Genomic DNA, 22252 nt, shown 5'->3' on the forward strand with positions numbered 1-22252 from the left:
ACCGAAGCATCGGATATTCCATTCTTATAAACCTCGCCAGATTATGGTGGGGTTTTTTTATGTCATGACATGTCTTTGTATTTTGATCTGTTCTACGGCCAACGTAGGTGCGAGAGGGATTGCTCTGAAATACACTTAGGGACAATCAATATTTTGCCAAAATGCAATTTGGCTGTGCATTAGTATCTTTGAATGTAATTGTTTGTAAATAGGAGTGTCATTTACATATATTGTAGGTAATTGATGAATCCTCAATTGTTAAAAAGGATGAGTCAATCTACTTTAAAAATTTCAATCCTAGATTTAATTGCTTTCAGTTTCTAGGTTCAACGAAATAGATCCATGGAAACTGTGAAAAATATAACCTATATGAATTGGAGTACAGGAAAAGATTCTGCCCTTGCACTTTATCATACTTTAAATCATTCAAACTATTCTGTTGGGAAACTACTTACATCGATAAATTCACATTTTGATCGAGTTTCGATGCATGGCATAAGACGAGAGTTGTTAGATCGCCAAATTCAGCAAATTTCCATTCCAAATGAAACGATCGAACTGCCTCAAAATCCTAGTATGAGTGATTATGATAAAATTATGCAAGATACGGTTGTAAGTTTGCAATCGGAAGGTTATACACATTCCGTATTTGGAGATATTTTTTTGGAAGATTTGAAAAAATACAGAGAAGATAAATTGGCCGAAGTTGGAATAACCGCATTTTTTCCTTTATGGAAAAGAAATACTAAGGAGTTAATTAAAGAATTTTTATCTTTAGGATTTAAAGCGATTGTCGTTACTGTTGATGCCTCTGTTTTAGATGAATCCTTTCTTGGAAGAGAGATAGATAATCAATTTCTAAATGATTTACCGAAGACAGTTGATCCGTGCGGTGAAAACGGTGAATTTCATACGTTTTGTTTTGCAGGACCTATTTTTAAAAATTTAGTGGAGTTTAAACTTGGTGAAACTGTATTTCGCAATTACCAGAGTTCTAATAATGATGGAGATAAAAATATTTGTGAAATCAATGCAAAAGGATTTTGGTATTTAGACTTATTGCCAAGTTAACTAAATAGAAGGTCTTCTTGATTCTAAATTAGTGAAGATTGGATTTGATAAAACAAATTAGGGATACGGTAAGTTTTTCTAATTATAAATAAAAACTTACTAAATATCTAAGTTAACAACTTCATATACGGTGATCGGTTTTGATTTCCCTTTGACAATGACCTTATCAATCTCTCGAATTGCAAAGCCATCATCAATTGAATATTTGCCTTCTATTTGTTTGTAAGTTGTCTCTGAAATTAAAATGGCGCAATTGTAATGTTTTGTTAATCCTTCAATCCTAGACGCTAAGTTAACATTGTCACCAATGACTGTATAATCTAATCTTCGGTCTGAGCCAATATTACCCACAATGGCTTCACCTGTATGGATTCCAATTCCCATATATAATTTGTCTTGTGGCTGCATTTTTTGGTTTAACTTTTCTAATTCATGATTCATAGCAACAGCGGATTTAACGGCACGGAGCGCATCATCCTCCGCTTTGAATGGAGCACCAAATATGGTCATGATAGCGTCACCAATAAACTTATCAATAGTACCATTAAATTTAAATATAACGTCAGTCATGCGAGACAAATATTCATTTAAAAACAGAACCACTTCCTCTGCGGACCTTTGTTCTGAAAATTTTGTAAAAGATCTGATATCGGAAAATAGAATCGTTACCTCTTTGTTTTCTCCGCCAGGTTCCAGTTGTGCTTTGTTTTTGTAAAATTCATCCACTAGTTGTGAGGGAAGATACCTTTCCATCATCTGTTTTGCATTTGCCTCTTTTACCATTTCAATGTTCGAAACGGTTGTGACATAGCCGATGGCAAGTATCATCCCAAGTCCAATGATCATAGGAATAAAATCAATAGGATAACCTTCGCCGAGTCCAATGGAGACTACAAATAGAAAAACAAAGGATAAAAATGCACCATATATCGTTCCAATTTTTGAATGTCGGAGTAAGTTGAATTGGTAAACAAAAATAGCACTAATCATAGCGATAAAATTGATAACACCATTGCCTCTCTGAACTGTTGGATCAAAATAAAGCATAAGTCCAATGATGAGGTAATCTAGTGTGATCGTAAAAAATTTCAAATACGGTTTATAGGGAAAATTGTTAAGGAAAAGTAGAACAGATCCAGCAAATACCAAAATTACAGTGTCTAGTAAAAGAGTGATAAAAGTTGGTGTGACAATCGTATAGTTAATCAGTTGGAAATAAGATAAATAATCCAAAAGGGATGCGATGGAAAAAATAACAAATCTAACGATCGCTACTGTTTTCTCATTTTTCATCTCTCTTGAGATTAATATCTCGTCTACAATTGATTTTTTCATTTTTTCATCTCCAATTCTATCGAACTAAAAAAAGTTCGTTCCTTTTTGCAGAATTTGCCACTTTTGTTTCTTTGGTCCAGATTTAGTCTCAAAATGAATGAGACTGAATCCATAAATCTCTTAAGCTTACTCATAAACAAACGATAAATCTTTTCCATTCCGATTTAGTGACCAGGTCGCTTTTCTTTGATTTTGCCTGAAGTTGGATTTATAAGAGCTTAAGACTCTAATGGATCGAAAATGATAGATTATTTTTTTTAGAAACGTAATCTGAATTGATTAGAATCATTCTCTTTCATTGGTAAATTTTTTTTCTTTCTAAATACAATCTTCGGTGGTTTAATCGAATTGCAAAATGAATAGAATGTGTTATCCTCTTCTAAGGTACGTTTTGAACTGGCTCTTATTATGAAAAAATTGATTCCCTTCTTGTTTCCAATATTTCTTTTTTTGAATTTATCTCTACGTAGTGAAACGATTCAACTGAAGTCGGGAGAAAAATGGGAAGGTTCCATCTTAGCCCAAGACAAAGATTCTGTGACGATCAAACTGGCAGACGGTAACAGAAAAGTTCTTTCAAAGTCGGTGATTCAAAAAATTTCCTTTGGAAAAAAGTCAGAATCTACTTCTCTTAAAAAAGAACCTCAGGTTTCGGAAGATCAAAAGAAAATCCAAGAAGAAAAATTACTCGCAGAAAAACAAAAACAGGAAGACGAAATTCGCAAAGCCAAAGAAGAACAACAGAAAAAAAGAGAGGAGCAACTTTCCTATGCGAAACGCCATTATCTAGAAGCTGCATTGGGAGCGGGAAGTGGTGAGAGCCAAGCAGAACTTCGTCCTTTCTTTCAAACCATTCAGTATGCGGGACTTATTTTCGGGAGTGGTGGCCAAGCTGAGTTACAATCCAATCCATACAAAAGTAAAAACCACAATGGAACAGCACGTTTATTTTACGCTTGGGACCGGTTCACCTTGGAGATTCGAGGTACGGAAGCAAAAGGAAATTTTGATGTAAGTGGTCTCCAGACTCTTTCATACGGGAGTGGGAATAACTCTTCCAATTCTATTACTACCAATACACTTTTGGGAAACAGCGAAACAAAGTTTCAAAAAGTTTCTTCTAGGATTGGTTTTACTCCTTATCCACATCCGGTTTTCGATTTTCAAATTGTAGGTGGAGTGGAAAGAATTTGGACCAAGACCACTCAAAAAGTTGATAGTGTTGGAGAGATTACCGCTACTGGAATGAATCCAAACCGAACAAGTTTTCGGGAAACAAGTCATCCTTTAAAAGGTTATAGCATTGGGATTGGATACGAATGGAAATTCTTGGAAAGGTTCACCTTACAGGGACAGATTTTGCATTTAGATATGCAAGGCCCATCTTCACTTCGAAGTAATGAGTTTCGTATGGACGGATCACCTTTTCGTTACAGTCAAAATGGTCTAGACTACCAATGGAAATCAACTGGGACAGAAGTGAATGTAAAATTCTCTACAAAGATCAAAGGTGATTTCAGTTTATTCATAGAAGCAAGTAACATGACTCTTAATAACAAATTAAAGTCAGGTTATATTACTGAAAATGAAGGTGAAGGAAATTCGGATCCATCCCAAATCTTACTTAAAAGCTATGGGCCACAAATATTAATTCCGATTTTTTATGATTCAAAGACGATACTGAGTTATGTTCAAGTTGGTGCAAATTATCGTTTTAATTTTTAAATTCTAAAACTTGTTTTGGATATAAATCAAAACAATGAATTATATGAAACCAATTAGTTAATGGCAATACAATTGTGGATTTAAATTTGAGATAGATTTATCCACCTTTTCTATGTTTATGGGAGAGGTTTTCCTTTTCTGAGTTCCATTGTTCAGCGGATTTTAAAATTTCTTCTGCGAGTAGCGCAAGGCCCGGTCCTGATTTTTTGCGATAACAGAGGTAAAACTTTCTTTCTACATTCCAGTCTTCGAATTTAATTTTTCTTAGTTTGGAATTAATAGAATACTCGGATAAAAAACCGATTCCAAGTCCCGCTTCCAACGATTTGATCACGGATTCTACACTTCTAAGCTCCATCGCAATATTCGGACCAAATTCTTTTGTAAATGTTTTGATCTTTTTCTCCACAGCCTTTCTAAGAGCAGAACCTGGATGGAAAAAAACAAAGGATTGTCTTTTTAGGTCTTCGATTCGAATTTTCTTTTTTAGAAAAATGGGATGATCTTTTGCTGCAACAGGATAGATTTTATCGGATAAAAAATCCAAAACATTCAGACTGGGTTCTGCAATGGGTCCTGTCAAAATTCCGAGATCTACCTCTCCCTTTAATACTGCATCCTTAGTTTCGGATGCATCTCCTTCTCTGACTGAAAGCGAAAGTCCTTCTCTCTTCTTTAGAATTTTTTTTAAAATTTGAGGTAAGATCCAAGCGGAAACGGTTCCACCCGCAGAAATAGAAAAGTTTCCCTTCAGTTCATTTTCTTTAGAGAAGCCGTTTTGTATTTCTTCCCATAACTCTTTCATTCGAATTGAATATTGATAGAACCTTTCACCTTCGTGTGTTAGTCGAACAGACCTTCCTCCTCTTTCTAAAAGTGTGACACCTAATTCCTTTTCCAAAAGAAAAATTTGTTTAGAGAGTGCGGGTTGAGTTAATCTCAATCGTGTTGCTGCTTTTTGGAATGTGCCTGAATTTGAGATTTCTAGAAAGTAAATGACCTGTCTGAATTCCATAAATACTTATAACTTTTAGTTATATATTTTATAAAACCAATTTATTTGCATTATAGTAATAAATTTGATAAGGTATTTACCAAGAGGGAAATATGGGACAAACTCTATACGACAAAATTTGGGAAAGCCACCGGATCTTTGAAAATTCAGATTCGGAAACGGTTTTATATGTGGATCGCCATATCTTACATGAAGTGACTTCGGCCCAAGCATTCGAAGGATTGAGAACTAAAAACAGAAATGTAAGAAGGAAGGATCTTACTTTTGGAGTTGTGGATCATAATGTTTCCACAAGAGATCGTAAAAACAGAGATGCCGCAGGACCTGTCTCTAGATTGCAGATCGATACAATGGAGAAAAATTGCAAAGATTTTGGTATCCATTTGTTTGGCCCTGAAGATCCCGAACAAGGGATTGTACATGTAGTGGGTCCTGAGTTAGGATTTACGATTCCTGGTTCTGTGATTGTATGTGGAGATTCTCATACAGCAACTCATGGAGCCTTCGGTGCCTTAGCGTTTGGGATCGGGACAAGCGAAGTGGAACATGTGCTTGCAACACAAACTCTTAAACAAGCCAAAACAAAATCGATGTTAGTTCATTTTGTCGGTAAACCTGGATTTGGAATTACAGCCAAAGATATCGTCCTAACACTTATATCAAAGATGGGAACTGCAGGGGGAAGGGGATACACTTTAGAATATTCAGGGGAATGGATTCGTTCTCTTTCGATGGAAGGTCGAATGACTCTTTGTAATATGAGTATAGAAGCAGGGGCAAGAGCAAGCCTTGTCGCACCAGATCAAATTACATTCGATTATTTGAAAGATCGAAAACTGGTTCCTAAAGGAGCAAGTTTTGCAGAAGCAATCGAACATTGGAAAACATTTTACTCAGATTCAGATGCCGTGTTTGATGCGATTTTCGAATTGGATATTTCAAAAATTGAACCTCAGGTCACTTGGGGAACCAATCCGTCTCAAACTTTATCCATCACGGGTGTTGTTCCCAATCCGGAAGATTTTCAAGAGAAACGAGAAAGAGAAACAACAAAGAATGCATTGGAGTATATGGATTTAAAACCAGGGACTCCCATTTCAGAGATTAACATCGATAAGGTGTTTATTGGATCTTGTACGAATGCGAGGATTGAAGACTTAAGGTCTGCGGCAGAAGTTGCCAAGGGAAAAAAAGTTCATCCAAGAGTGCAAGCTTTGGTGGTTCCTGGCTCAGGCAGAGTAAAAGACCAGGCAGAAAGGGAAGGATTGGATCAAATTTTTTTAGAGGCAGGATTTGAATGGAGAGAACCTGGTTGTTCGCTATGTCTTGCGATGAACGACGATGTATTAAAACCGGGAGAAAGATGTGCATCCACTTCTAATCGTAACTTCGAAGGAAGACAAGGTAGAGGAGGAAGGACTCATTTAGTCAGTCCAGCGATGGCAGCGGCCGCAGCAGTGACAGGAAAATTTACAGATGTGAGGAAATTAGTATGAGTGTAGGAAATTGGACAATCCATACGGGAGTTGCGGTATCCATCCCGAGAGAGGATATTGATACGGACCAAATACTCCCAAAACAATTTATGAAATTAATCGATAAAAAGGGATTTGGAAAACATTTATTCTTTGATTGGAGGTATTTAGACACGGAAGGAAAAGTGCCAAATCCAAAATTCATTTTGAACCAGGATGGATATGAAAATGCCAGTGTGCTCATTGCCGGAAAAAATTTTGGCTGTGGTTCAAGTAGAGAACATGCACCTTGGGCCCTTTCTGATTTTGGATTTAAAGCCATTTTGGCACCGTCCTTTGCAGATATATTCTCTATTAATTCTGCGAAAAATGGAATTGCTCTCGTTCGTTTGAAAGAAGAAGAGATTCAAAATATAAATGAATGGGTTTCAAAAAATTCAGGATCACAAATTCGAATCAATTTAGAAACTTTGGAAGTGCAAGCAGGAGACTATACATTCCCTTTCCAATTGGATTCTGCTTCTATTAATCGGATTCGAAATGGTTGGGATGATATTGATATCACTCTAAAAAATTCAAATGAGATATTGGAATTCGAAGGGATACGTAGAAAAGAAAAACCTTATTTGGAAGTATATTGGTAAACTTCCTTTAAATATTTTTCTGATAGAAAGCCAGAGTTATAAAATCAACAAATGATTCGGATTTCTTATTACCAAAACAATAAAATATTTTATTTGTTAGTTGGTAATCTTTTTGCGAGAGGGATAGAAAGGGCGCGTAGCGGTCGCTCTGCGACCGAAGCCCTGGATAGCCCGGCCCCAATGATTCTGATAAAATGTTATCTGATCCGAATCCATTTTTGAAATTGAATCTAGTAATTGGGGACTCGCCCCGAAGAGTTTGTCCTGAATTGCAAAGGATAGGAAAATTCGTGACAGAAAGTTTGGTTTGGGTTTAGGATCTCTATTATTTTTAGGAAGTGGGGGAAAGGATTGGAATGAGACATAATGTGGACGTCAATCCACAAACCCCCTCCCGAGTTAGGGTGGAGGGGAGTGGCTCGTGGGCAGGTGGCGATTTCCCCTCTACCACAAGTTTTTCGTTTAGGCAATTTTTATCCCAAAAACCCCGTTTTTATTCGAAAACTTTTCACCTTTTGGTAAGGCAAATTTTATATGGACCTTAGTTCAACGAGAACGGTTGGTAAAGTATTGAGTCCCCAATGTTCGATATATTTTCCATCTTGCAAACGAACAATATCGATGACATCAATTCTGATTTTTTTCTGTGTGGGAGCAATCCCCATAAGCACACCCAAGTGGGTTCCCGTAATGGCTTTACGAGTCGTGACCTTGTCTCCTTCGGCAACTTGATCAAAAATTTCTACGGTTAAATCAGGAAATGCTGGTTTTAACACAGAACTAAAAGTATTCCACATTGCATTTGAATCATTCGCATTTTCGGGCGCGGATCGATTGACAAAATTTACGTGCATAAGTTCTTTAAAGCTAACTTCATTACAATTCTGAATGACTTCTTTGTTGAATCGCTTAACGATCTGCTTGTTTTTTTCTAAAACATCCATAAATAATTCTTTGTCATCGGGTTAACTGATGCAATCAAAAATCTGATTTTTCGTTATCTGCCTTAAGTTTTACTAAAAGTTTTCATGGGTTAGTTTCTGTTTATAGACTCGAAGCGGATTAACGGATTTGAAATACCTTTTAGTTTATAGTGGAAATATATTCATGAAAGAAGTCTAACTATGTTTTTTTTAAATCTGTCTATTTCGCATTTTGGGAATGATAAAGTTTACTTTTCTTTTCTTCATTACCAATATTTAAATTTATAGTGATAGGATTGCATTTAAATATATATTAATATTATAAATATATAATTTGTAATCGCCCAATTGACTAAGTTTCAATCGAAATCATAGGAATCTCAAATTAGTCAATATCCGGATTTGGAGACAGTTAGGAAGCGATGCCTTGCGGGAAATAAGAAATCAGTTATGTTTCAATGTATTTTAGGTTCTGAACTGTATGCAGGGGATCGGATGGTTGGTTTGGGAAGAGGCTAATGAGACATAATCTAGGTGTCAATCCACAAACCCCCTCCCGAGTTAGGGTGGAGGGGAGTGGCTCGTGGGCAGTTGGCGTTTCCCCTCTACCACAAACCATTCCCTTTGAATACAACCTTCCGCATTCTTACAATTTTATTCCAAAAAACTTCGCTTTTTGGCAGGCACCTGTCCTGTTTTTCCATCTCTATTTGCTATAGAGAGAAAGGAGATCGGTATGATCCAAAAAAAAATATGGTTACAACAGCTTCGGCGAAATCGGCCAAGTTTGAGGAAGTTCGGATTTATCTCGGCTACCATCATTCTCGTGATTTTTTCTGTTTTCACTTTCGCAATTTGGCAGGCAAGCAATCAGATTTTGTTTCCGAAATGGAAAGGAATTACAAAAGACTTTCGGGATTGTAGTTCCGAAGGAGAGAAACTTTGGGGAAAATATTGTGGGAACATCCGCCTAACAAAAGAATTTGAATTTAAAGAAGTATCTATTCGATCGCTGAACGGTTATGATTTGCCTGGATGGTTGGTACCTGCTATTGCAAACGGGAAAGGATTTCAAAAAGGAGTGATTCTTTTGGTGCATGGAGGAGGGTCCGATCGGAGAGAACTCACTCGAATGATTCCCTTTTATCTTCGCCAAGGATTTGATGTTCTTAGTTTTGATTTATCTTGTCATGGTGAGGCACCTTGTCCATTTCCAGGTTTAAGTTTTGGAAACCGTGAATCGAGAGATGTTTTATCTGCATATTTATACGTTTCAAAAAAATATAAAGATATTCTAATGATGGGTTCTTCTGTAGGAGCCTCTTCTATATTAATTTCGCTTCCGTTTTTGGACCAAGTGAAAGGAATCATATTGGAAAATCCAATGTTAAGTTTCCAACGTTTGATTTTGGATTCACCCGAGTCATCTGGTTTACCAGATCAGATGGTTCAAACACTCATAGATTTAGTGACGATTCGAGGAAGATTCGATACCTTACTCAGTCCTGAAAATTCTTTACCTTTGGCAAGGAATGTGCCTCTATTGTTCATTCATAGTAAAAAAGATTCGGTTGTGCCTTACGAACAATCGATGTTACTAACAAAACGATATTCGGGGCCGAGCGAGGTTTGGTTTCCCGAATTCGGACCTCATGGGTTGATATGGGAAACAAACCAAGCTGAATATGAAAAGAGAGTTCGGGATTTTATTAGAAGAAATACCAATGAAAGGAATACGAGGTAGAAAGTGGAAGAATATTTGATTTTAATGCGTTTAGATATACTCACTAAAGAAGCCCAACCTTCCCCCGAACAATTGCAAGTTTATATGTTACAGTACCAAGAATGGATCAATGGAATTATGGCAGAAAAAAAGTTTAAATCAGGAACTGCATTGTCCACCGAGGGGCGGGTCATTCAATCAGATTTTATCATTACTGATGGTCCTTACGTAGAAACTAAAGAATCTCTTGCAGGTTTTATCATCATTTACGCAAAAGATTTTGATGATGCAGCAAAAATTGCCAAAAAATGTCCTATCTTAATGGGAGCCGGGAATAGTGTAGAGGTTCGCAAGGTAATCGGCATTCATAAGGAAGATTAATTAGAGAAACATTTTATTCTGAATTAATTATGAATCAATCTGAGATTTTGCCAAATTTGTTTCGCACTGAGTACTCAAAAATCATATCGGTTCTGTGCAAACAATTTGGTTTTTATCAGATTGAGATCGCAGAAGATATAACCAGTGAAACATTTTTAACCGCTTCTCAAGTTTGGGGAATTCAGGGAACCCCTGAAAACCCTGCTGCTTGGTTGTACGTAGTTGCCAAAAATAAAGCTAAAAATCTGATTCATAGAGATTCAATTCTTAAAAAGAAAATTCTTCCTCATTACAAAAGGGAGAGTTTTGTTTCTGATCTAGAGTTAGATCTTTCTGAGGAGAATATTCGGGACAGTCAATTACGAATGATTTTTGCAGTTTCGCATCCTTCGATTCCTATAGAGTCGCAAATTGGATTATCGTTACGAATTTTATGTGGATTTGGGATCGATGAAATCGCAAGGGCATTCCTATCAAACAAAGAAACAATTAACAAGAGGTTACTTCGCGCAAAAAATAAACTCAGAAAAAATAATGTTTCATTGGATTTCCCAAGTTCTTTGGAATTAGAGGAAAGACTTTCTTCGGTGCTTCGAACCATTTATTTATTGTTCAACGAAGGCTATTGTTCGCAAACCCAGGACAGTATTCTTCGAAAAGAATTATGCCTAGAGGCGATTCGACTTTGTTCTTTTTTATTGGAAAACAAAAATACCAACACTGCAGAAGTGAATGCTCTTCTTTCTCTTCTTTGCTTTCATATATCTAGGTTTGATGCAAGGTTAGGTGGAGAAGGAGAAATCATTCTCTATGCAGACCAAAATCGAAAACTTTGGAATCAAGAATTCATAAAAAAGGGAGAGTATTTCTTTTCCCAGGCAAATTTGGAACCAAAATTTTCCAAATATCATTTGGAAGCAGCCATTGCCTTTTGGCATACTCGCACAGAAGAAACAGAAAAAAAATGGGAGTCCATTTTCCAACTTTATACGGGGCTATTGGAACTTGAATCCTCTCCCTTAATTCTGTTAAATAGGGCTTATGCATTATTTAAGGTGAAGGGAAGAGATGTTGCGATAAAGGAGCTCAAGAGTTTGGACTTAAAAACAAATCCCTACTATTTTTTTCTATTGGGAGAATTGTATTCTGAATTTGAACCGGAAAAAGCGAATCGATACTATCAGAAGGCAATAGAATTTGCAAATACTGAATTAGATAAATTGGTGATTCGAAGACGGATGAAATGTTGATTCCCATTGTTTCAGAAGTTTTGAAATCTTTTATCAATTTTCCCTTAAATCACTATTTCAAAAATTCCACAGAAAGAAGTGTCACATCATCTTCAAACTTATCAGTGTTTTGGTGTTGTTTTGCTTTTTGTAACAAATCTTTTAGAGAAGATTTTTCTTTCCAATTTTGATTCTCTTTACTCCAATCTAAAAATCCAGAGTCGCGAAATAACGTTTGGTCTTTCGAACGAACATCAAAAATACCATCAGAGAATAAAAACAGTTTGTCACCAGGCAAATAATCGACTTCATGATTTTTACCTTCCCAGTTTGGCAAAATAGCCAATGGTTTTCCGTTACCAACTAACGCAGAAAAACCATCACCGGTTCCAAAATAAATATCTTCATGACCCGCTTTAGACCAAGTGAATTTTTTTTGATGTGCATCTATGACCACTGCCACCGCGGTAACAAACAATCCTGCTGTGTTCCCATACAAATAAGAATTTAAATGTTCCAAAGAAACCGCTGGGTTATCTTTAGGAATTTCTGGAAGTTGCAATACAAAATGTAATATTGCGGAAATCATCCCTGCAGAAAAACCATGTCCGGAAACATCGGCTAAAAATACAAAAGTTTTACCTTCACCTAATGACTGAACTACGTAATAATCGCCGGCAATGCCATCGCTAGGTAAAAATTCTAATTCAGCCGAAATCAATTCTTTCTCAAAGTTTAAATCTGGTAATAACTTTTTTTGAATTCGAATCCCTCGTGAAAGTTCCTCTTTGAGGTAGTATTCTTTTTCCTTTAATCGTAAGGCATTTCGAATTATACTTAAAAGTTCAGATTCTAAAAAGGGTTTGGATAAATAAATGTCGGCTCCTTCTTCATGTACTTCTTTTCTCGTAGCTGCATCTGCTTTGGCAGTGAGTAGGATGATAGGGAGAGAGTGGAGATGTTCTTTTTTTCTAACTTCGCGAATTAAGTCGAGACCACTTAATTTTGGCATCATTAGATCTGTGATGACTAAATCAGGTGTTTCCGAGAATATGGTTTCAAGTCCTGCTTGTCCATCGGCTGCAACTAAAACATGAAAGCCCACGCGAGCTAAAATGGAAGCTAAATAGGAACGTAAATCGGGGTTATCTTCGACGATTAAAAGTTTGGTGGTTCGATTCGTCTTGATTTTCTCTAAATCGACCAAGGGATGGTTTACTTCGTCAGGAATATATTCATGTTTGAATAAATGGTAATGATTGTTATTTGTTGAAGTTTCCTTTGAAGAGTTTGCAGTAATAGGTAAGGTAAAATAAAAATGAGAACCTTTTCCTAGTTCACTCTCTACTCCAACTTTTCCACCATGTAATTCCACTAATTCTTTTACTAAAGCAAGTCCTAAACCAGTTCCTTCTTGTTCTCTCGTAAGAGAAGCTTCGCTAATTCCAAATCTAGAAAATAATCTGAGGATTTGGTTTTCTGATATTCCAATTCCTGTGTCTCGTACAGAAATAATGGCCTCGTTTTCTTTTTTTTGTAATTCTAAGATAATTTTCCCACCGGACTCAGTGAACTTAATTGAGTTAGATAAATAATTAAATATACATTTGTCTAATTGTTCTGGATCTGCTTCGACAAACAAAGGTTCTGCGAATAAATTAAGTTCGAAATGAATGTTTTTACGTTTTACGTATGCAGTAAAATTTTCAGACACTTGTGTTAAAAATTCATCCAAACGAAGGTAAGATTTCCTTAGTTCCATCCTTCCTGATGTAATTTTTTGAAGGTCTAAAAGTTGGTTCACTAATCGTGTTAGGCGCCTTGCTTGATTGACGACCACTTTAACTTCGGCTGGAGATAAACCCTCTTGTCTTTGTAAGGCAGATTCTGAAGGTCCAGAGATTAATGTCAGTGGAGTCCTAAGTTCATGGGATATGTTTTGGAAAAATGCAGTTTGTGCTTTGTTTTCCCTCTCCAATGAATCTTCAGCAACGTTAGCTGCTAAAGTAAAATAGTAGGCAAATCCTGCATGGAAGAGTGTGGAAAAAATAATGTTCGATACGTTGATTAGCGCAAGAAAATTAGCACTCCAAACATAAACGGGAGGGTTTGTCATCGAATAATAATAAGTTGAGGCAAAGAGTAAACATCCTATGACAATACTCCCAAACTTAAGTAGGTTTTTACCAGGTGGTAATAGAAAGATTCCCGTAGCAAAAAGCATCATGTAATACTGATAACCTGCACCCCAACCAAAAAAGAACGTTGCTGCTAAAGCGTGCAAAAACACTTCAGAGAAACATAAATACAAAGAAGTAAAAAGATATTTTTTCCGATTGATCCAAATGGTAAAAGCAAACCAAAGAACACTTCCCAAATTGAAAATTGCCATTTCCCATGCGCCTACGATCCAAAAGAAAAAAATAAAGGTAAAATGAATGAGGCCCGCTAATACATAAATGGAATTGGTTGCTACATAATACCTTTGGTAGCGGAGTTCCACACCTTCAGGAGCTAAAAAAAGGGACCGAACAAAGGTTAAAATCTGGCTCATTCTGGAAGGAAAAGAATCAATATTTCCTTTAAAAGTCAAGGAATCCTTCATCTCGATTCAAATAATATAACAAGCAGTAAAGGGTGTTTAGATTTTATTCTAAATGCACCAAGTCGATGCTAATGGAAGCATCAGTGGAAATACAAACTATTTATTTTGAAAGTCATTGGGATTGAACCATCTAAGCCTGATTTATTGGGAGAAAATCACCGTTTCATTCTGGAAAGTTTGCGAATGGAAACAATGAATTTGGATTGGATTCAGCGGCAGAATCTTTAAAAGGGGAACTTTTTTTTACGCATTTTGCTTGGTTTTCTGATTTCTGTTGGCAAAGTCGAGGGTCGTTTTCAGAATTTCATCTAATTCCAATGGGAATTACTTATTTTTTAAGAACTAAATTACTGGGAACTGGGACTTTTATCTGTATGAATAACATATCCTACATTGAACTTTTGGACCAGGCAAAATCCGGTAACCTCCGGGCTTGGGCTGATTTACAAAATCGATTTTCTAGTTTTGCCAATCAATTCGCCTCTAAGATTCTGAAAGATACGGATCTTTCCCAAGACGTTGTCCAGGAATCTTTCTGGGATTTGTATCAGAGCCTAGATAAAATAACCACTCCAGAGGCATTTCCTAGTTTGCTTAAAAGAGCTCTTATCAAACATGTGGATCGTATTTTGCGAAAGAAAGAGTCACAGAATTTGGTTTATGTGGATCCAAAGCAGATCGAAAAAAATACGGAAGAACTACATACTTCATTCCTCGAAAAAGAATGTTATGAAACGATTACACAAAATGTTAACAAGTTGGAGCCGGAAGACCAAAAGCTAATAGAGCTCTATTATTATCAGAATTATTCCTTGGTTGAAATTTCAAAATCAGAAGGGAAATCATTATCTTTTATTAAAAAAAGACATATTCGGTTAAAAAGAATTCTTAGAAACGGAATTGGCGAAACTTTCAGGCCAGAAGCTAATTCTACTTTCTTGGTAGCGGCTTAGGAGATTCAATTGGAAGCAACTCAAGTTTATTCAAATGGGCAAATTGAAAATGTTTATCTCGAACAAAGAAAAGTATTTCTTTGGGGTGAGGTAAATGACAATTCCGCTAGATATTTAATTGATCGTTTTTTGTATCTCGAAGCATTGGATCCTACAAGACCAATTACACTTTACATTCACTCTCCAGGTGGATCAACTTATGCTGGTTTGGCGATTTTGGATGTAATGAATCACCTTCACAATCCCGTACATACTACATGTCTTGGAATGGCTATGTCTTTTGGCGCAGTTTTACTGCTTTCAGGAGCCAAAGGATTTCGTTTTGCTTACCCTCATAGTAAAGTCCTGATTCACCAACCTCATGTTATGGGAGAATTTAAAGGTCCTGCTGAAGACATAAGGATATTTGCTGAATCTGTTAGAAGGGAAAAAGATTTGCTAAATGAAATTATGGCTAAGGCAACAGGCCAACCGCTTGAAAAGATGAAGGAAGACACGGAACGTGATACTTGGTTTACTGCGAAGGAAGCGTTAGATTATGGTATCATTGATAAGATCATTGGAGGGAATTGATGGTTTTTAAAAGATTTGAATTTGTATCCCTTTGTATTTTGGGATTTGTTTTATCCTGTCAGGTAACATCCCACAACGTAAAACCATATATTTCAGATAAAACTAGTGCGACCTTACCAACATCCATAAAACCTAACAAGTATGTCGAATTCCAAGTAGTGAAAGTTGCCGATTGGGAAGCTTCCCTTGATGGTCTTTTGGATTTAGATGATCCCAAGGCAAAGGCAGTGGGATTAAAGGATCGTGCGGAACCTATATCCATATATTTTTATCTCGTCAAACATCCGAAATTTGGAACTTATATGATAGATTCTGGTATGGGAAAAAATTTTCCCAAGGGTGAAGATGGCAAAAGCCTTGTTAGTTCCATCGTAGAATCGCAGATGCATTTTGATAAACTCAAAGTGTATGAATCCACCAAAACATATTTACAAAATAACCAAATTGATATAAAGGGAATATTTTTCACACATTTGCATTTAGACCATACTCTTGGAGCTTATGAGATAGATAGAGCCGTTCCATTTTACGTTGGACCTGGAGAAGTGACAGACAAACAATTCATCAATCTATTTGTACAAGGTTCCACAGATCGGCTGTTAGGCAAAAATCCAAATTTGGTCCAGTTTGGTTTCGGGAAAAATACGAAGGAAATCTCAGTATTTGATTTTTTTGGTGATCAAAGTTTCTTTGTTATTTCTGTACCAGGGCATACACCGGGGAGTTTGGCTTTTTATATTCCCGCCAAAGGTGGTGCTCATTTGGTGTTAGGAGATACTTGTCACACACAATGGGGATGGAAGGAAGGAGTGATCCCTGGAAAATTCACATCAGATCCAAAACTAAATCGAAAAAGTTTGGATTTTCTAAAAGAAGTCGCAGAAACGCATGAAATTCAGTTTGTTTATCCAGGCCACCAAGATAGAATCTCTACACCTTTAAAAAAATAATAGATAACCTCTTTTTTCTTTTTTACTTTCTCTTTTTATAGAAATATTTTAACGATAATTTCTCTAAAAAGAGGAAATAGGTTTGTGTACTTTCTGTCCGCAAGAAATACATACAAAGTAAAAAGGAAATCATTAGGGGTGATACGAAAGCCATTCGACAAACACTGGAGAAACTTTCTTTTTATTTGCCTTATACCAATCTTTGTTTTTCAATGTAGACCCAATGGATTGAAGAATCATTGTGATCCTAATCAATCTTCCTATTTACAAAACTTAACCTTACTTCTTGGTGTAAGTGAGAGTGCTTATTTCTGTGGCAATCTGATCCAAAGTCCTTTCCTTAACAAAATCAAAATCCCTAGGTTTATCATTGTTACCAATGTTGGTTTGGATGCAGCTACTAGTAGTATCAGTGTTTTTCGGATAAACCCAAATACAGGAGAAATTTCACAGGTTTCAGGTTCTCCGTTCCAACTATCAAATCGTCCTCGTTTTACAGTGACCAATTCCACAGGTACTGTTGTGTATGTGCCAAACATTGGAAATAAGTCTGTATCCGTTCTCAATCTAAATCCAGAAACTGGAAGTTTATCTTTAAAACATCCTGATTTAGTTCTTTCTTCGACACCATACTCTCTTGCCTTAGATCCGAATGGAAAATACTTATATGCAAGTTCTGAGCAAAACCCAGAAATTCACCGAATGGCTATTGGTTCCAATGATAACTTAACAATCCTATCTCCAGCCATGCCAACTTCCAATCCCTCCGGGATCTGTAGGTAGACTCAGTTTTGATTCTAAAGGAAATCATTTGTACGTTGGACTTACTAGTGCACCTGGAAACAATGCGGGGATCCAAGTTTTTTCTTTGGATCCATCGACAGGAAACCTAAGTTCTATTAATGTTTACATTACAGGAATCAATAATCTATCTCTTGGAATTTCGCCTAACGGAAAGTTTGTTTATGGCTCAAATTATTCATCCGAGAATGTTTTTCCTTTTGTGCGGGATATAAATTCCGGAACACTCAGCATACAAACAAGTATTTCAGCAGGAGTCGCACCGGGTTATACTATTGTAGATCCACTCAACCGATTTGTTTATGTGGCCAATAGTGGCACAGGCCAAGGGACCATTTCCGCTTATTTGATAGAACCTTCCAATGGTAAATTAACTCCCGTTAATGGGTCGCCTTTCTCTACAGGGTTTAGTCCCATCGGTCTTTGTACCGATCCCAGAGGAAAATTTTTGTATTCTTCCAACACAGAAGGAGGAAATATCTCAGGATTTTCTGTCGGTGAAAATGGAGTTCTTACACCGCTTTCTGGATTTCCAGTAACGGCGGGAACAAATCCATTTTCAATAGAAATGGTTTCTTATTAATTCTTTTTAACCAATGAGTTTTCCAAGATCCATATCATTCATGTATTCTTTTTCATAGAAGTGTAGGTTTTTTAGTCTCCACCCGTAACAAAAAATATCATCATCCAAGTTTTGTTTTTCTTTGAAAACCCAACTCGGTAGTCCATAGGGCTACGTAAATACTGTTCGCAAATATAACCGACTTGGCCATCTGAAATACAAACTTTTTGCCAATTACATGGTTCGTTTGTTGTTTTTTTCTCTGCAGTTGTTTCTTCATACTCGTTTTTAACGAATTCCCAACTCAGTTGTGTTAATACGGCACCTTGTTTAGAAGGTTTATTTCTTACGTTGACTGTATTACCTGTGATGAGTGAAAAACTGTAGGAATCAATGGATTCTGGTGTGAGATTAAATAAAAACGGTGCGGACCAAATATTGTCTTTATAGGTAAAACCAAGATTGATGGTTTGGGATAAAACGTTCCAAAACTCTGAATTTTTCGGACTTTTATCGAGTTTCCAATGTTTTAGAAACCTTCCTTTGCCCATACCGTCTTCTGAAAAATCGAAGGAAATTTGAGGATCTACTATTGTTTCAATAAATTTTACATCTTTTTCTTTGATCGATTTTTCTAACTTTTGTTTGAACGAGAAAAAATCTTTATCTTCTCTGGAAGTATCAACTGGTTTTAAAATGACTGGTTCAAAAGGTTCACAAGGAAGTAATTGGGAAAAAAACGATGTGAGTAAAATTGATAAAATAAAGATTTGTTGTTTCATAGAAATTTTTAATTTCCTAGTTCCTGTAGATTGTTCTAGATGATATAAGATTGGTAGAAAAAACAATCCATTTTGGGAATCGCAAAATAAGGATTTTTCATGCCATTTCTAAGAAAAACTAAAATCTCTCGCAAATGAGGGAATTCCTATTTACTTTTTGGTTCAGAAAATAAGTCTAAATGAGAATTCACATTCTGGAGAGAAGTATTTGCGAATTGTATCATTATATCTTTTATTGTTTTTTACCCTTACCCTTGTTCAATGCAAAGCTTTCGGAAAAGACCCGGAAGGTTCTCACCTTGAAAAAATAAAAACATCCACACATTATGACCAAACTCGCGAACAATTTGTAAATCGCAGGCCCGATGTTTTAGAGAAGATGCGAGAGAACCAAAACTTCTTTTCGCTATTTTTTAAATTTATGTTTGGCGGCGATAAACACCAAAAACCCGATGTAAAGTTACCAGAAGAAAAACCTGACTTCGTCGAATTTTTAAAACCAGAAGAAACCATTAAATTTATATGGTTTGGGCATTCCACTTTTCTTGTGAATATTGACGGAAAACTTTTGTTTTTTGATCCCGTGTTTTCTGAATCGGCTGCACCTTTTAGTTTTATGGTAAAACGGTTTCAGGATGCCGTTGTTAAATTGGAAGAATTACCACCGATTGATTATATTATTATCTCTCATGACCACTACGACCATCTGGATATGCAAACCATTGAATTTTTTAAGGCTACCAATACTAAGTTCATCACGCCACTGGGTGTGACTTCTCATTTAAAGGAATGGGGTGTTTCTGAGGACCGGCTAACAGAGTTAGATTGGTGGCAGACTTTGGATTTGGGAAAACTGAAAATTGTTTGTACACCGGCCCAACATTTTTCGGGAAGGAGAGGGATGAATGGAAATAAAACTCTTTGGTCTTCCTGGACCATCCTTGGGGAAAAAGAAAGATTCTATTTTAGCGGTGACTCTGGGTATGACGTACATTTCAAAGACATTGGAGAAAAGTTTGGGCCCTTTGACCTTACCTTTATCGAAAATGGACAATACAATCCGATGTGGGAGGCGGTCCATGTATTGCCGGAACAAACTGCCAAAGCTCATTTAGATTTGAAGGGCAAACGACTTGTTCCCGTCCACTGGGGGATGTTTAACTTGTCTTTACACAGTTGGTATGAGCCGGCCGAATCCTTAGAAAAACAGGCAGAGATTTATAAAATTGACCTCCTAACACCTAAATTTGGGCAAATGGTTAGGGTTCGTGAACCCAACCTAATGGAACGTTGGTGGAAAAAGTTCATTCAGTCGGAATGATTCGAATCAAAACGGAACAGGAGTTTGGCGTTTTGCAAACTTCTGTAGCAAAATTCAATACAAATCACTGTTAATTTAAAAAATAACCAAAGATACATGATCCATTTTGCTAATTATTGTTAAATGAAAAATGCGATTTGACACTGGCATCGCCCATTCGAATGATGAGTGTTAAATTTTATTTTTGGTGCCCCAATATGAGAACATTCTATGTTTCCCTTCTTTTATGCAGTTTGTATATTTTTTTTACAATAGGATGTATTCCTAAATCGGAGAAAAATGACTCCAATTCTTTATTACTCCTTGGGGCTTTAGCTTTGGCAAACGGTAGTTCCGAAGACCTCAGTTGTCAAAATAAAACGCTGAATTGGACCATGCGCACTCCTGCGGCAGCAAACTCATGGTTGAATGTTACATTTGGGAATAATCAATATGTGGCTATTAGTAACGGTGCTGCTGCATCTCTAGTTATGACTTCCCCAGATGGAATCACTTGGACAGCGAGAAGTGCTCCAATAGGTGGTTCCTGGTTGTCTACTACTTTCGGAAACGGCATCCATGTGGCAGTGTCACCTTCTGTCGCTGATCGGGTGATGACATCGCCAGATGCGATCACTTGGACACAACAAACAGGAATAGTTAATAATTGGCAGGCTGTTACTTATGGTAACGGACTTTTCGTCTCAGTTGCGTCTGCAGGTACTAATCGAGTGATGACATCGCCTGATGGAATCACTTGGACGGCACGTACAAGTGGCGTTATCGCAGGTGGTCCTTGGCAAGCAATTGTTTATGATTCTGGACAATTTGTCGCAGTCGGCAATGGAGCTATTATGACATCCCCAGACGGAATCACTTGGACGGCACGGACTTCTCCAGCCGCAAACAACTGGACATCAGTTACTTACGGAAACGGTCAATTTGTGGCTGTAGCTTATGGTAGCAATCAGCTCATGACTTCTCCCGATGGAAACACTTGGACATTACAATCGGCTACAGAAGGGAACCAATGGATTTCCGTCACTTATGGGAAGGGTCTTTTTGTGGCGATCTCTCAAGATGGAACCAATCGAATTATGACATCCACAGATGGAATCACTTGGAAAGCACAATCCTCCCCAGAACAAGTTGGTTGGAGATCCATTACTTTTGGGAAAAAGACCTTTGTGGCAGTGGGACCTTCTAAAGTAATGACCGCATCTTGCGAATAAACCTTTCCGACTAATTTTTTTTTACCAACCAAATTATTTCTGACCCACCTCTCTAGTAGAGGTGGTCGGAATGCGAATTAGAATTTTTTTTTCAAATGGTTCTTGGTTTGGTCCCTCCCTCATGTTTGTAACATTGGTTCTCTTTGTTTTAGAAGTTTATAAAGTTGTTTGATGGATTCAAAATGCGTTTTTTCAGATTGAAAGACCTACGCCAGCGATTGCAGCGGAAATCCTTTCTTGCTTAAGCAAGAAAGATTGTAGCGTAAAGCGCGGTCGCAATGGAATGGGGGGATTCCCATCTAACAAAAGATGGCGAGGCGCCCCATTTTTTAAAAAAAAGAAAACCAACCTAACGAAATAAATACCTCCTAGAGAAACAATCATAAGGATTTTCTATGTTAAGATATTTACTTTGTTTTTCCATCCTCTCTTTTGTTTTCTGGAATTGTTCGAACCAGAAAGAAGAAGGCCTAATCCCTGGCACAAAACTCACAGGAAATGCTCTTACTGATGCTGTGGTTCTTTCTATTTTAACCACACCAAGTTGTCAATTTCTGACCAATGAAAATGCAAATACCGCATTTCAGGTGAATGGATCTCTATCGATTTGTAGTGTTCAGTCTGTGAGTGGTTCCCTTACCGTGCAAACCACCGGGACTTATGAAGTGACTGCCACATCGGGAAAACAAACACTTACCTCTGCCAATTGTAATTCTAGTCGTTTTGATTTCCATGTCTCGCTCAAAGAAGGGGCTACGGAGTTATTTGTTTCATCAGCTTCGGGTCCCAAAGAAGTCAGCTTGGAATCGGGAAAAACATATAATATTCAATCAACGGGACTCGTAAACCCTTCCGATTACCAATGCCAAGGAAGGGCTGTCAATTCGAGTATTACAGCGTATCGTCTCAACCTAAGAAAATTATAGAATATGGTTCTCTAAGGTTTCTTTTGATTCAAAAATTTATATAGAAC

The 22252-nt window shown here is 37.0% G+C and carries 20 protein-coding genes; 15 read left to right on the forward strand and 5 right to left on the reverse strand.

Going from position 1 to position 22252, the window contains the following annotated elements:
* Nucleotides 1-342 precede the first annotated feature (342 nt).
* On the forward strand, nucleotides 343-1071 hold the full coding sequence (locus EHR07_RS01440; RefSeq protein ID WP_135743436.1) for a Dph6-related ATP pyrophosphatase: 729 nt from the start codon (nucleotides 343-345) through the stop codon (nucleotides 1069-1071).
* A gap of 99 nt (nucleotides 1072-1170) precedes the next feature.
* Here EHR07_RS01440 and EHR07_RS01445 read toward each other — a convergent pair whose 3' ends face one another.
* On the reverse strand, nucleotides 1171-2406 hold the full coding sequence (locus EHR07_RS01445) for an adenylate/guanylate cyclase domain-containing protein (RefSeq protein ID WP_135743437.1): 1236 nt from the start codon (nucleotides 2404-2406) through the stop codon (nucleotides 1171-1173).
* Between the two features lie 408 nt (nucleotides 2407-2814).
* Here EHR07_RS01445 and EHR07_RS01450 point away from each other — a divergent pair, with 408 nt between their 5' ends.
* The gene (locus tag EHR07_RS01450; RefSeq protein ID WP_135743438.1) at nucleotides 2815-4131 is read left to right on the forward strand and encodes a cell envelope integrity TolA family protein; all 1317 of its coding nucleotides are present in this window, start codon (nucleotides 2815-2817) and stop codon (nucleotides 4129-4131) included.
* A gap of 97 nt (nucleotides 4132-4228) precedes the next feature.
* Here EHR07_RS01450 and EHR07_RS01455 read toward each other — a convergent pair whose 3' ends face one another.
* Nucleotides 4229-5146: a LysR family transcriptional regulator gene (locus EHR07_RS01455; protein WP_135743439.1), complete on the reverse strand. Its 918-nt coding sequence runs from the start codon at nucleotides 5144-5146 to the stop codon at nucleotides 4229-4231.
* A 92-nt stretch (nucleotides 5147-5238) separates the two neighbouring features.
* On the opposite strand from EHR07_RS01455, the gene leuC reads away from it, so the two are divergent.
* Nucleotides 5239-6642: a 3-isopropylmalate dehydratase large subunit gene (gene leuC, locus EHR07_RS01460; RefSeq protein WP_135743440.1), complete on the forward strand. Its 1404-nt coding sequence runs from the start codon at nucleotides 5239-5241 to the stop codon at nucleotides 6640-6642.
* Nucleotides 6639-7265 carry a 3-isopropylmalate dehydratase small subunit gene (leuD, locus tag EHR07_RS01465; RefSeq protein WP_135743441.1) on the forward strand — a complete coding sequence of 209 codons (627 nt, stop codon included), beginning with the start codon at nucleotides 6639-6641 and terminating at the stop codon, nucleotides 7263-7265. The genes leuC and leuD overlap by 4 nt, the downstream gene beginning before the upstream one ends.
* 530 nt (nucleotides 7266-7795) lie before the next feature.
* Here leuD and EHR07_RS01470 read toward each other — a convergent pair.
* The gene (locus EHR07_RS01470) at nucleotides 7796-8209 is read right to left on the reverse strand and encodes an ester cyclase (RefSeq protein WP_135743442.1); all 414 of its coding nucleotides are present in this window, start codon (nucleotides 8207-8209) and stop codon (nucleotides 7796-7798) included.
* Nucleotides 8210-8924: 715 nt separating this feature from the next.
* On the opposite strand from EHR07_RS01470, the gene EHR07_RS01475 reads away from it, so the two are divergent.
* The 3 genes from EHR07_RS01475 to EHR07_RS01485 are packed head-to-tail and all read left to right on the forward strand — an operon-like array spanning nucleotide 8925 to nucleotide 11542.
* Entirely contained in the window at nucleotides 8925-9932 is a 1008-nt protein-coding gene (locus EHR07_RS01475) for an alpha/beta hydrolase (protein ID WP_167483341.1), read from the forward strand.
* 3 nt (nucleotides 9933-9935) lie between these two features.
* Nucleotides 9936-10292, forward strand: a complete 357-nt coding sequence (locus EHR07_RS01480) for a YciI family protein (protein ID WP_135743443.1) — start codon at nucleotides 9936-9938, stop codon at nucleotides 10290-10292.
* A gap of 29 nt (nucleotides 10293-10321) precedes the next feature.
* Nucleotides 10322-11542 (forward strand): RNA polymerase sigma factor, encoded by a 1221-nt coding sequence (locus EHR07_RS01485; protein ID WP_135743444.1) that lies wholly within the window; start codon nucleotides 10322-10324, stop codon nucleotides 11540-11542.
* A gap of 52 nt (nucleotides 11543-11594) precedes the next feature.
* Here the strand turns inward: EHR07_RS01485 and EHR07_RS01490 are convergent, their stop codons facing one another.
* A complete protein-coding gene (locus tag EHR07_RS01490) occupies nucleotides 11595-14075 on the reverse strand; it encodes a SpoIIE family protein phosphatase (RefSeq protein ID WP_135743445.1) in 2481 nt (826 codons plus the stop codon).
* A gap of 425 nt (nucleotides 14076-14500) precedes the next feature.
* Here EHR07_RS01490 and EHR07_RS01495 point away from each other — a divergent pair, with 425 nt between their 5' ends.
* From EHR07_RS01495 to EHR07_RS19150, 5 genes are all read left to right on the forward strand, one after another.
* Nucleotides 14501-15079 (forward strand): RNA polymerase sigma factor, encoded by a 579-nt coding sequence (locus tag EHR07_RS01495; protein ID WP_135743446.1) that lies wholly within the window; start codon nucleotides 14501-14503, stop codon nucleotides 15077-15079.
* Nucleotides 15080-15088: 9 nt separating this feature from the next.
* Nucleotides 15089-15652, forward strand: a complete 564-nt coding sequence (locus EHR07_RS01500) for a ClpP family protease (protein WP_135743447.1) — start codon at nucleotides 15089-15091, stop codon at nucleotides 15650-15652.
* Entirely contained in the window at nucleotides 15652-16602 is a 951-nt protein-coding gene (locus tag EHR07_RS01505) for an MBL fold metallo-hydrolase (protein ID WP_135743448.1), read from the forward strand. The genes EHR07_RS01500 and EHR07_RS01505 overlap by 1 nt, the downstream gene beginning before the upstream one ends.
* A 228-nt stretch (nucleotides 16603-16830) precedes the next feature.
* Nucleotides 16831-17385: a beta-propeller fold lactonase family protein gene (locus EHR07_RS19145; RefSeq protein WP_244288897.1), complete on the forward strand. Its 555-nt coding sequence runs from the start codon at nucleotides 16831-16833 to the stop codon at nucleotides 17383-17385.
* 28 nt (nucleotides 17386-17413) lie between these two features.
* The gene (locus tag EHR07_RS19150; protein ID WP_238777535.1) at nucleotides 17414-17986 is read left to right on the forward strand and encodes a beta-propeller fold lactonase family protein; all 573 of its coding nucleotides are present in this window, start codon (nucleotides 17414-17416) and stop codon (nucleotides 17984-17986) included.
* Between the two features lie 71 nt (nucleotides 17987-18057).
* On the opposite strand, the gene EHR07_RS01515 is transcribed toward EHR07_RS19150, so the two are convergent.
* A complete protein-coding gene (locus EHR07_RS01515; protein WP_135743449.1) occupies nucleotides 18058-18747 on the reverse strand; it encodes an SH3 domain-containing protein in 690 nt (229 codons plus the stop codon).
* Between the two features lie 208 nt (nucleotides 18748-18955).
* On the opposite strand from EHR07_RS01515, the gene EHR07_RS01520 reads away from it, so the two are divergent.
* The 3 genes from EHR07_RS01520 to EHR07_RS01530 all read left to right on the forward strand — a co-directional run bounded on the left by EHR07_RS01520 (nucleotide 18956) and on the right by EHR07_RS01530 (nucleotide 22205).
* On the forward strand, nucleotides 18956-20068 hold the full coding sequence (locus EHR07_RS01520; RefSeq protein WP_135743537.1) for an MBL fold metallo-hydrolase: 1113 nt from the start codon (nucleotides 18956-18958) through the stop codon (nucleotides 20066-20068).
* Nucleotides 20069-20265: 197 nt separating this feature from the next.
* Nucleotides 20266-21279 carry a DUF6242 domain-containing protein gene (locus EHR07_RS01525; RefSeq protein ID WP_135743450.1) on the forward strand — a complete coding sequence of 338 codons (1014 nt, stop codon included), beginning with the start codon at nucleotides 20266-20268 and terminating at the stop codon, nucleotides 21277-21279.
* A 395-nt stretch (nucleotides 21280-21674) separates the two neighbouring features.
* Nucleotides 21675-22205, forward strand: a complete 531-nt coding sequence (locus tag EHR07_RS01530) for a hypothetical protein (RefSeq protein WP_135743451.1) — start codon at nucleotides 21675-21677, stop codon at nucleotides 22203-22205.
* Nucleotides 22206-22252 lie beyond the last annotated feature (47 nt).

The organism is Leptospira bandrabouensis, assembly GCF_004770905.1.
In the GTDB taxonomy this organism is placed as follows: domain Bacteria; phylum Spirochaetota; class Leptospiria; order Leptospirales; family Leptospiraceae; genus Leptospira_A; species Leptospira_A bandrabouensis.

Bases quoted from the DNA above. Each gene is read 5' to 3' on its own strand.
- leuD (WP_135743441.1), top strand. From the start codon at position 6,639: ATGAGTGTAGGAAATTGGACAATCCATACGGGAGTTGCGGTATCCATC.
- EHR07_RS01455 (WP_135743439.1), bottom strand. From the start codon at position 5,146: ATGGAATTCAGACAGGTCATTTACTTTCTAGAAATCTCAAATTCAGGC.
- EHR07_RS01475 (WP_167483341.1), top strand. From the start codon at position 8,925: ATGATCCAAAAAAAAATATGGTTACAACAGCTTCGGCGAAATCGGCCA.
- EHR07_RS01450 (WP_135743438.1), top strand. From the start codon at position 2,815: ATGAAAAAATTGATTCCCTTCTTGTTTCCAATATTTCTTTTTTTGAAT.
- EHR07_RS01485 (WP_135743444.1), top strand. From the start codon at position 10,322: ATGAATCAATCTGAGATTTTGCCAAATTTGTTTCGCACTGAGTACTCA.
- EHR07_RS01490 (WP_135743445.1), bottom strand. From the start codon at position 14,075: ATGAGCCAGATTTTAACCTTTGTTCGGTCCCTTTTTTTAGCTCCTGAA.
- leuC (WP_135743440.1), top strand. From the start codon at position 5,239: ATGGGACAAACTCTATACGACAAAATTTGGGAAAGCCACCGGATCTTT.
- EHR07_RS01505 (WP_135743448.1), top strand. From the start codon at position 15,652: ATGGTTTTTAAAAGATTTGAATTTGTATCCCTTTGTATTTTGGGATTT.
- EHR07_RS01495 (WP_135743446.1), top strand. From the start codon at position 14,501: ATGAATAACATATCCTACATTGAACTTTTGGACCAGGCAAAATCCGGT.
- EHR07_RS01515 (WP_135743449.1), bottom strand. From the start codon at position 18,747: ATGAAACAACAAATCTTTATTTTATCAATTTTACTCACATCGTTTTTT.
- EHR07_RS01470 (WP_135743442.1), bottom strand. From the start codon at position 8,209: ATGGATGTTTTAGAAAAAAACAAGCAGATCGTTAAGCGATTCAACAAA.
- EHR07_RS01530 (WP_135743451.1), top strand. From the start codon at position 21,675: ATGTTAAGATATTTACTTTGTTTTTCCATCCTCTCTTTTGTTTTCTGG.
- EHR07_RS01445 (WP_135743437.1), bottom strand. From the start codon at position 2,406: ATGAAAAAATCAATTGTAGACGAGATATTAATCTCAAGAGAGATGAAA.
- EHR07_RS01525 (WP_135743450.1), top strand. From the start codon at position 20,266: ATGAGAACATTCTATGTTTCCCTTCTTTTATGCAGTTTGTATATTTTT.
- EHR07_RS01440 (WP_135743436.1), top strand. From the start codon at position 343: ATGGAAACTGTGAAAAATATAACCTATATGAATTGGAGTACAGGAAAA.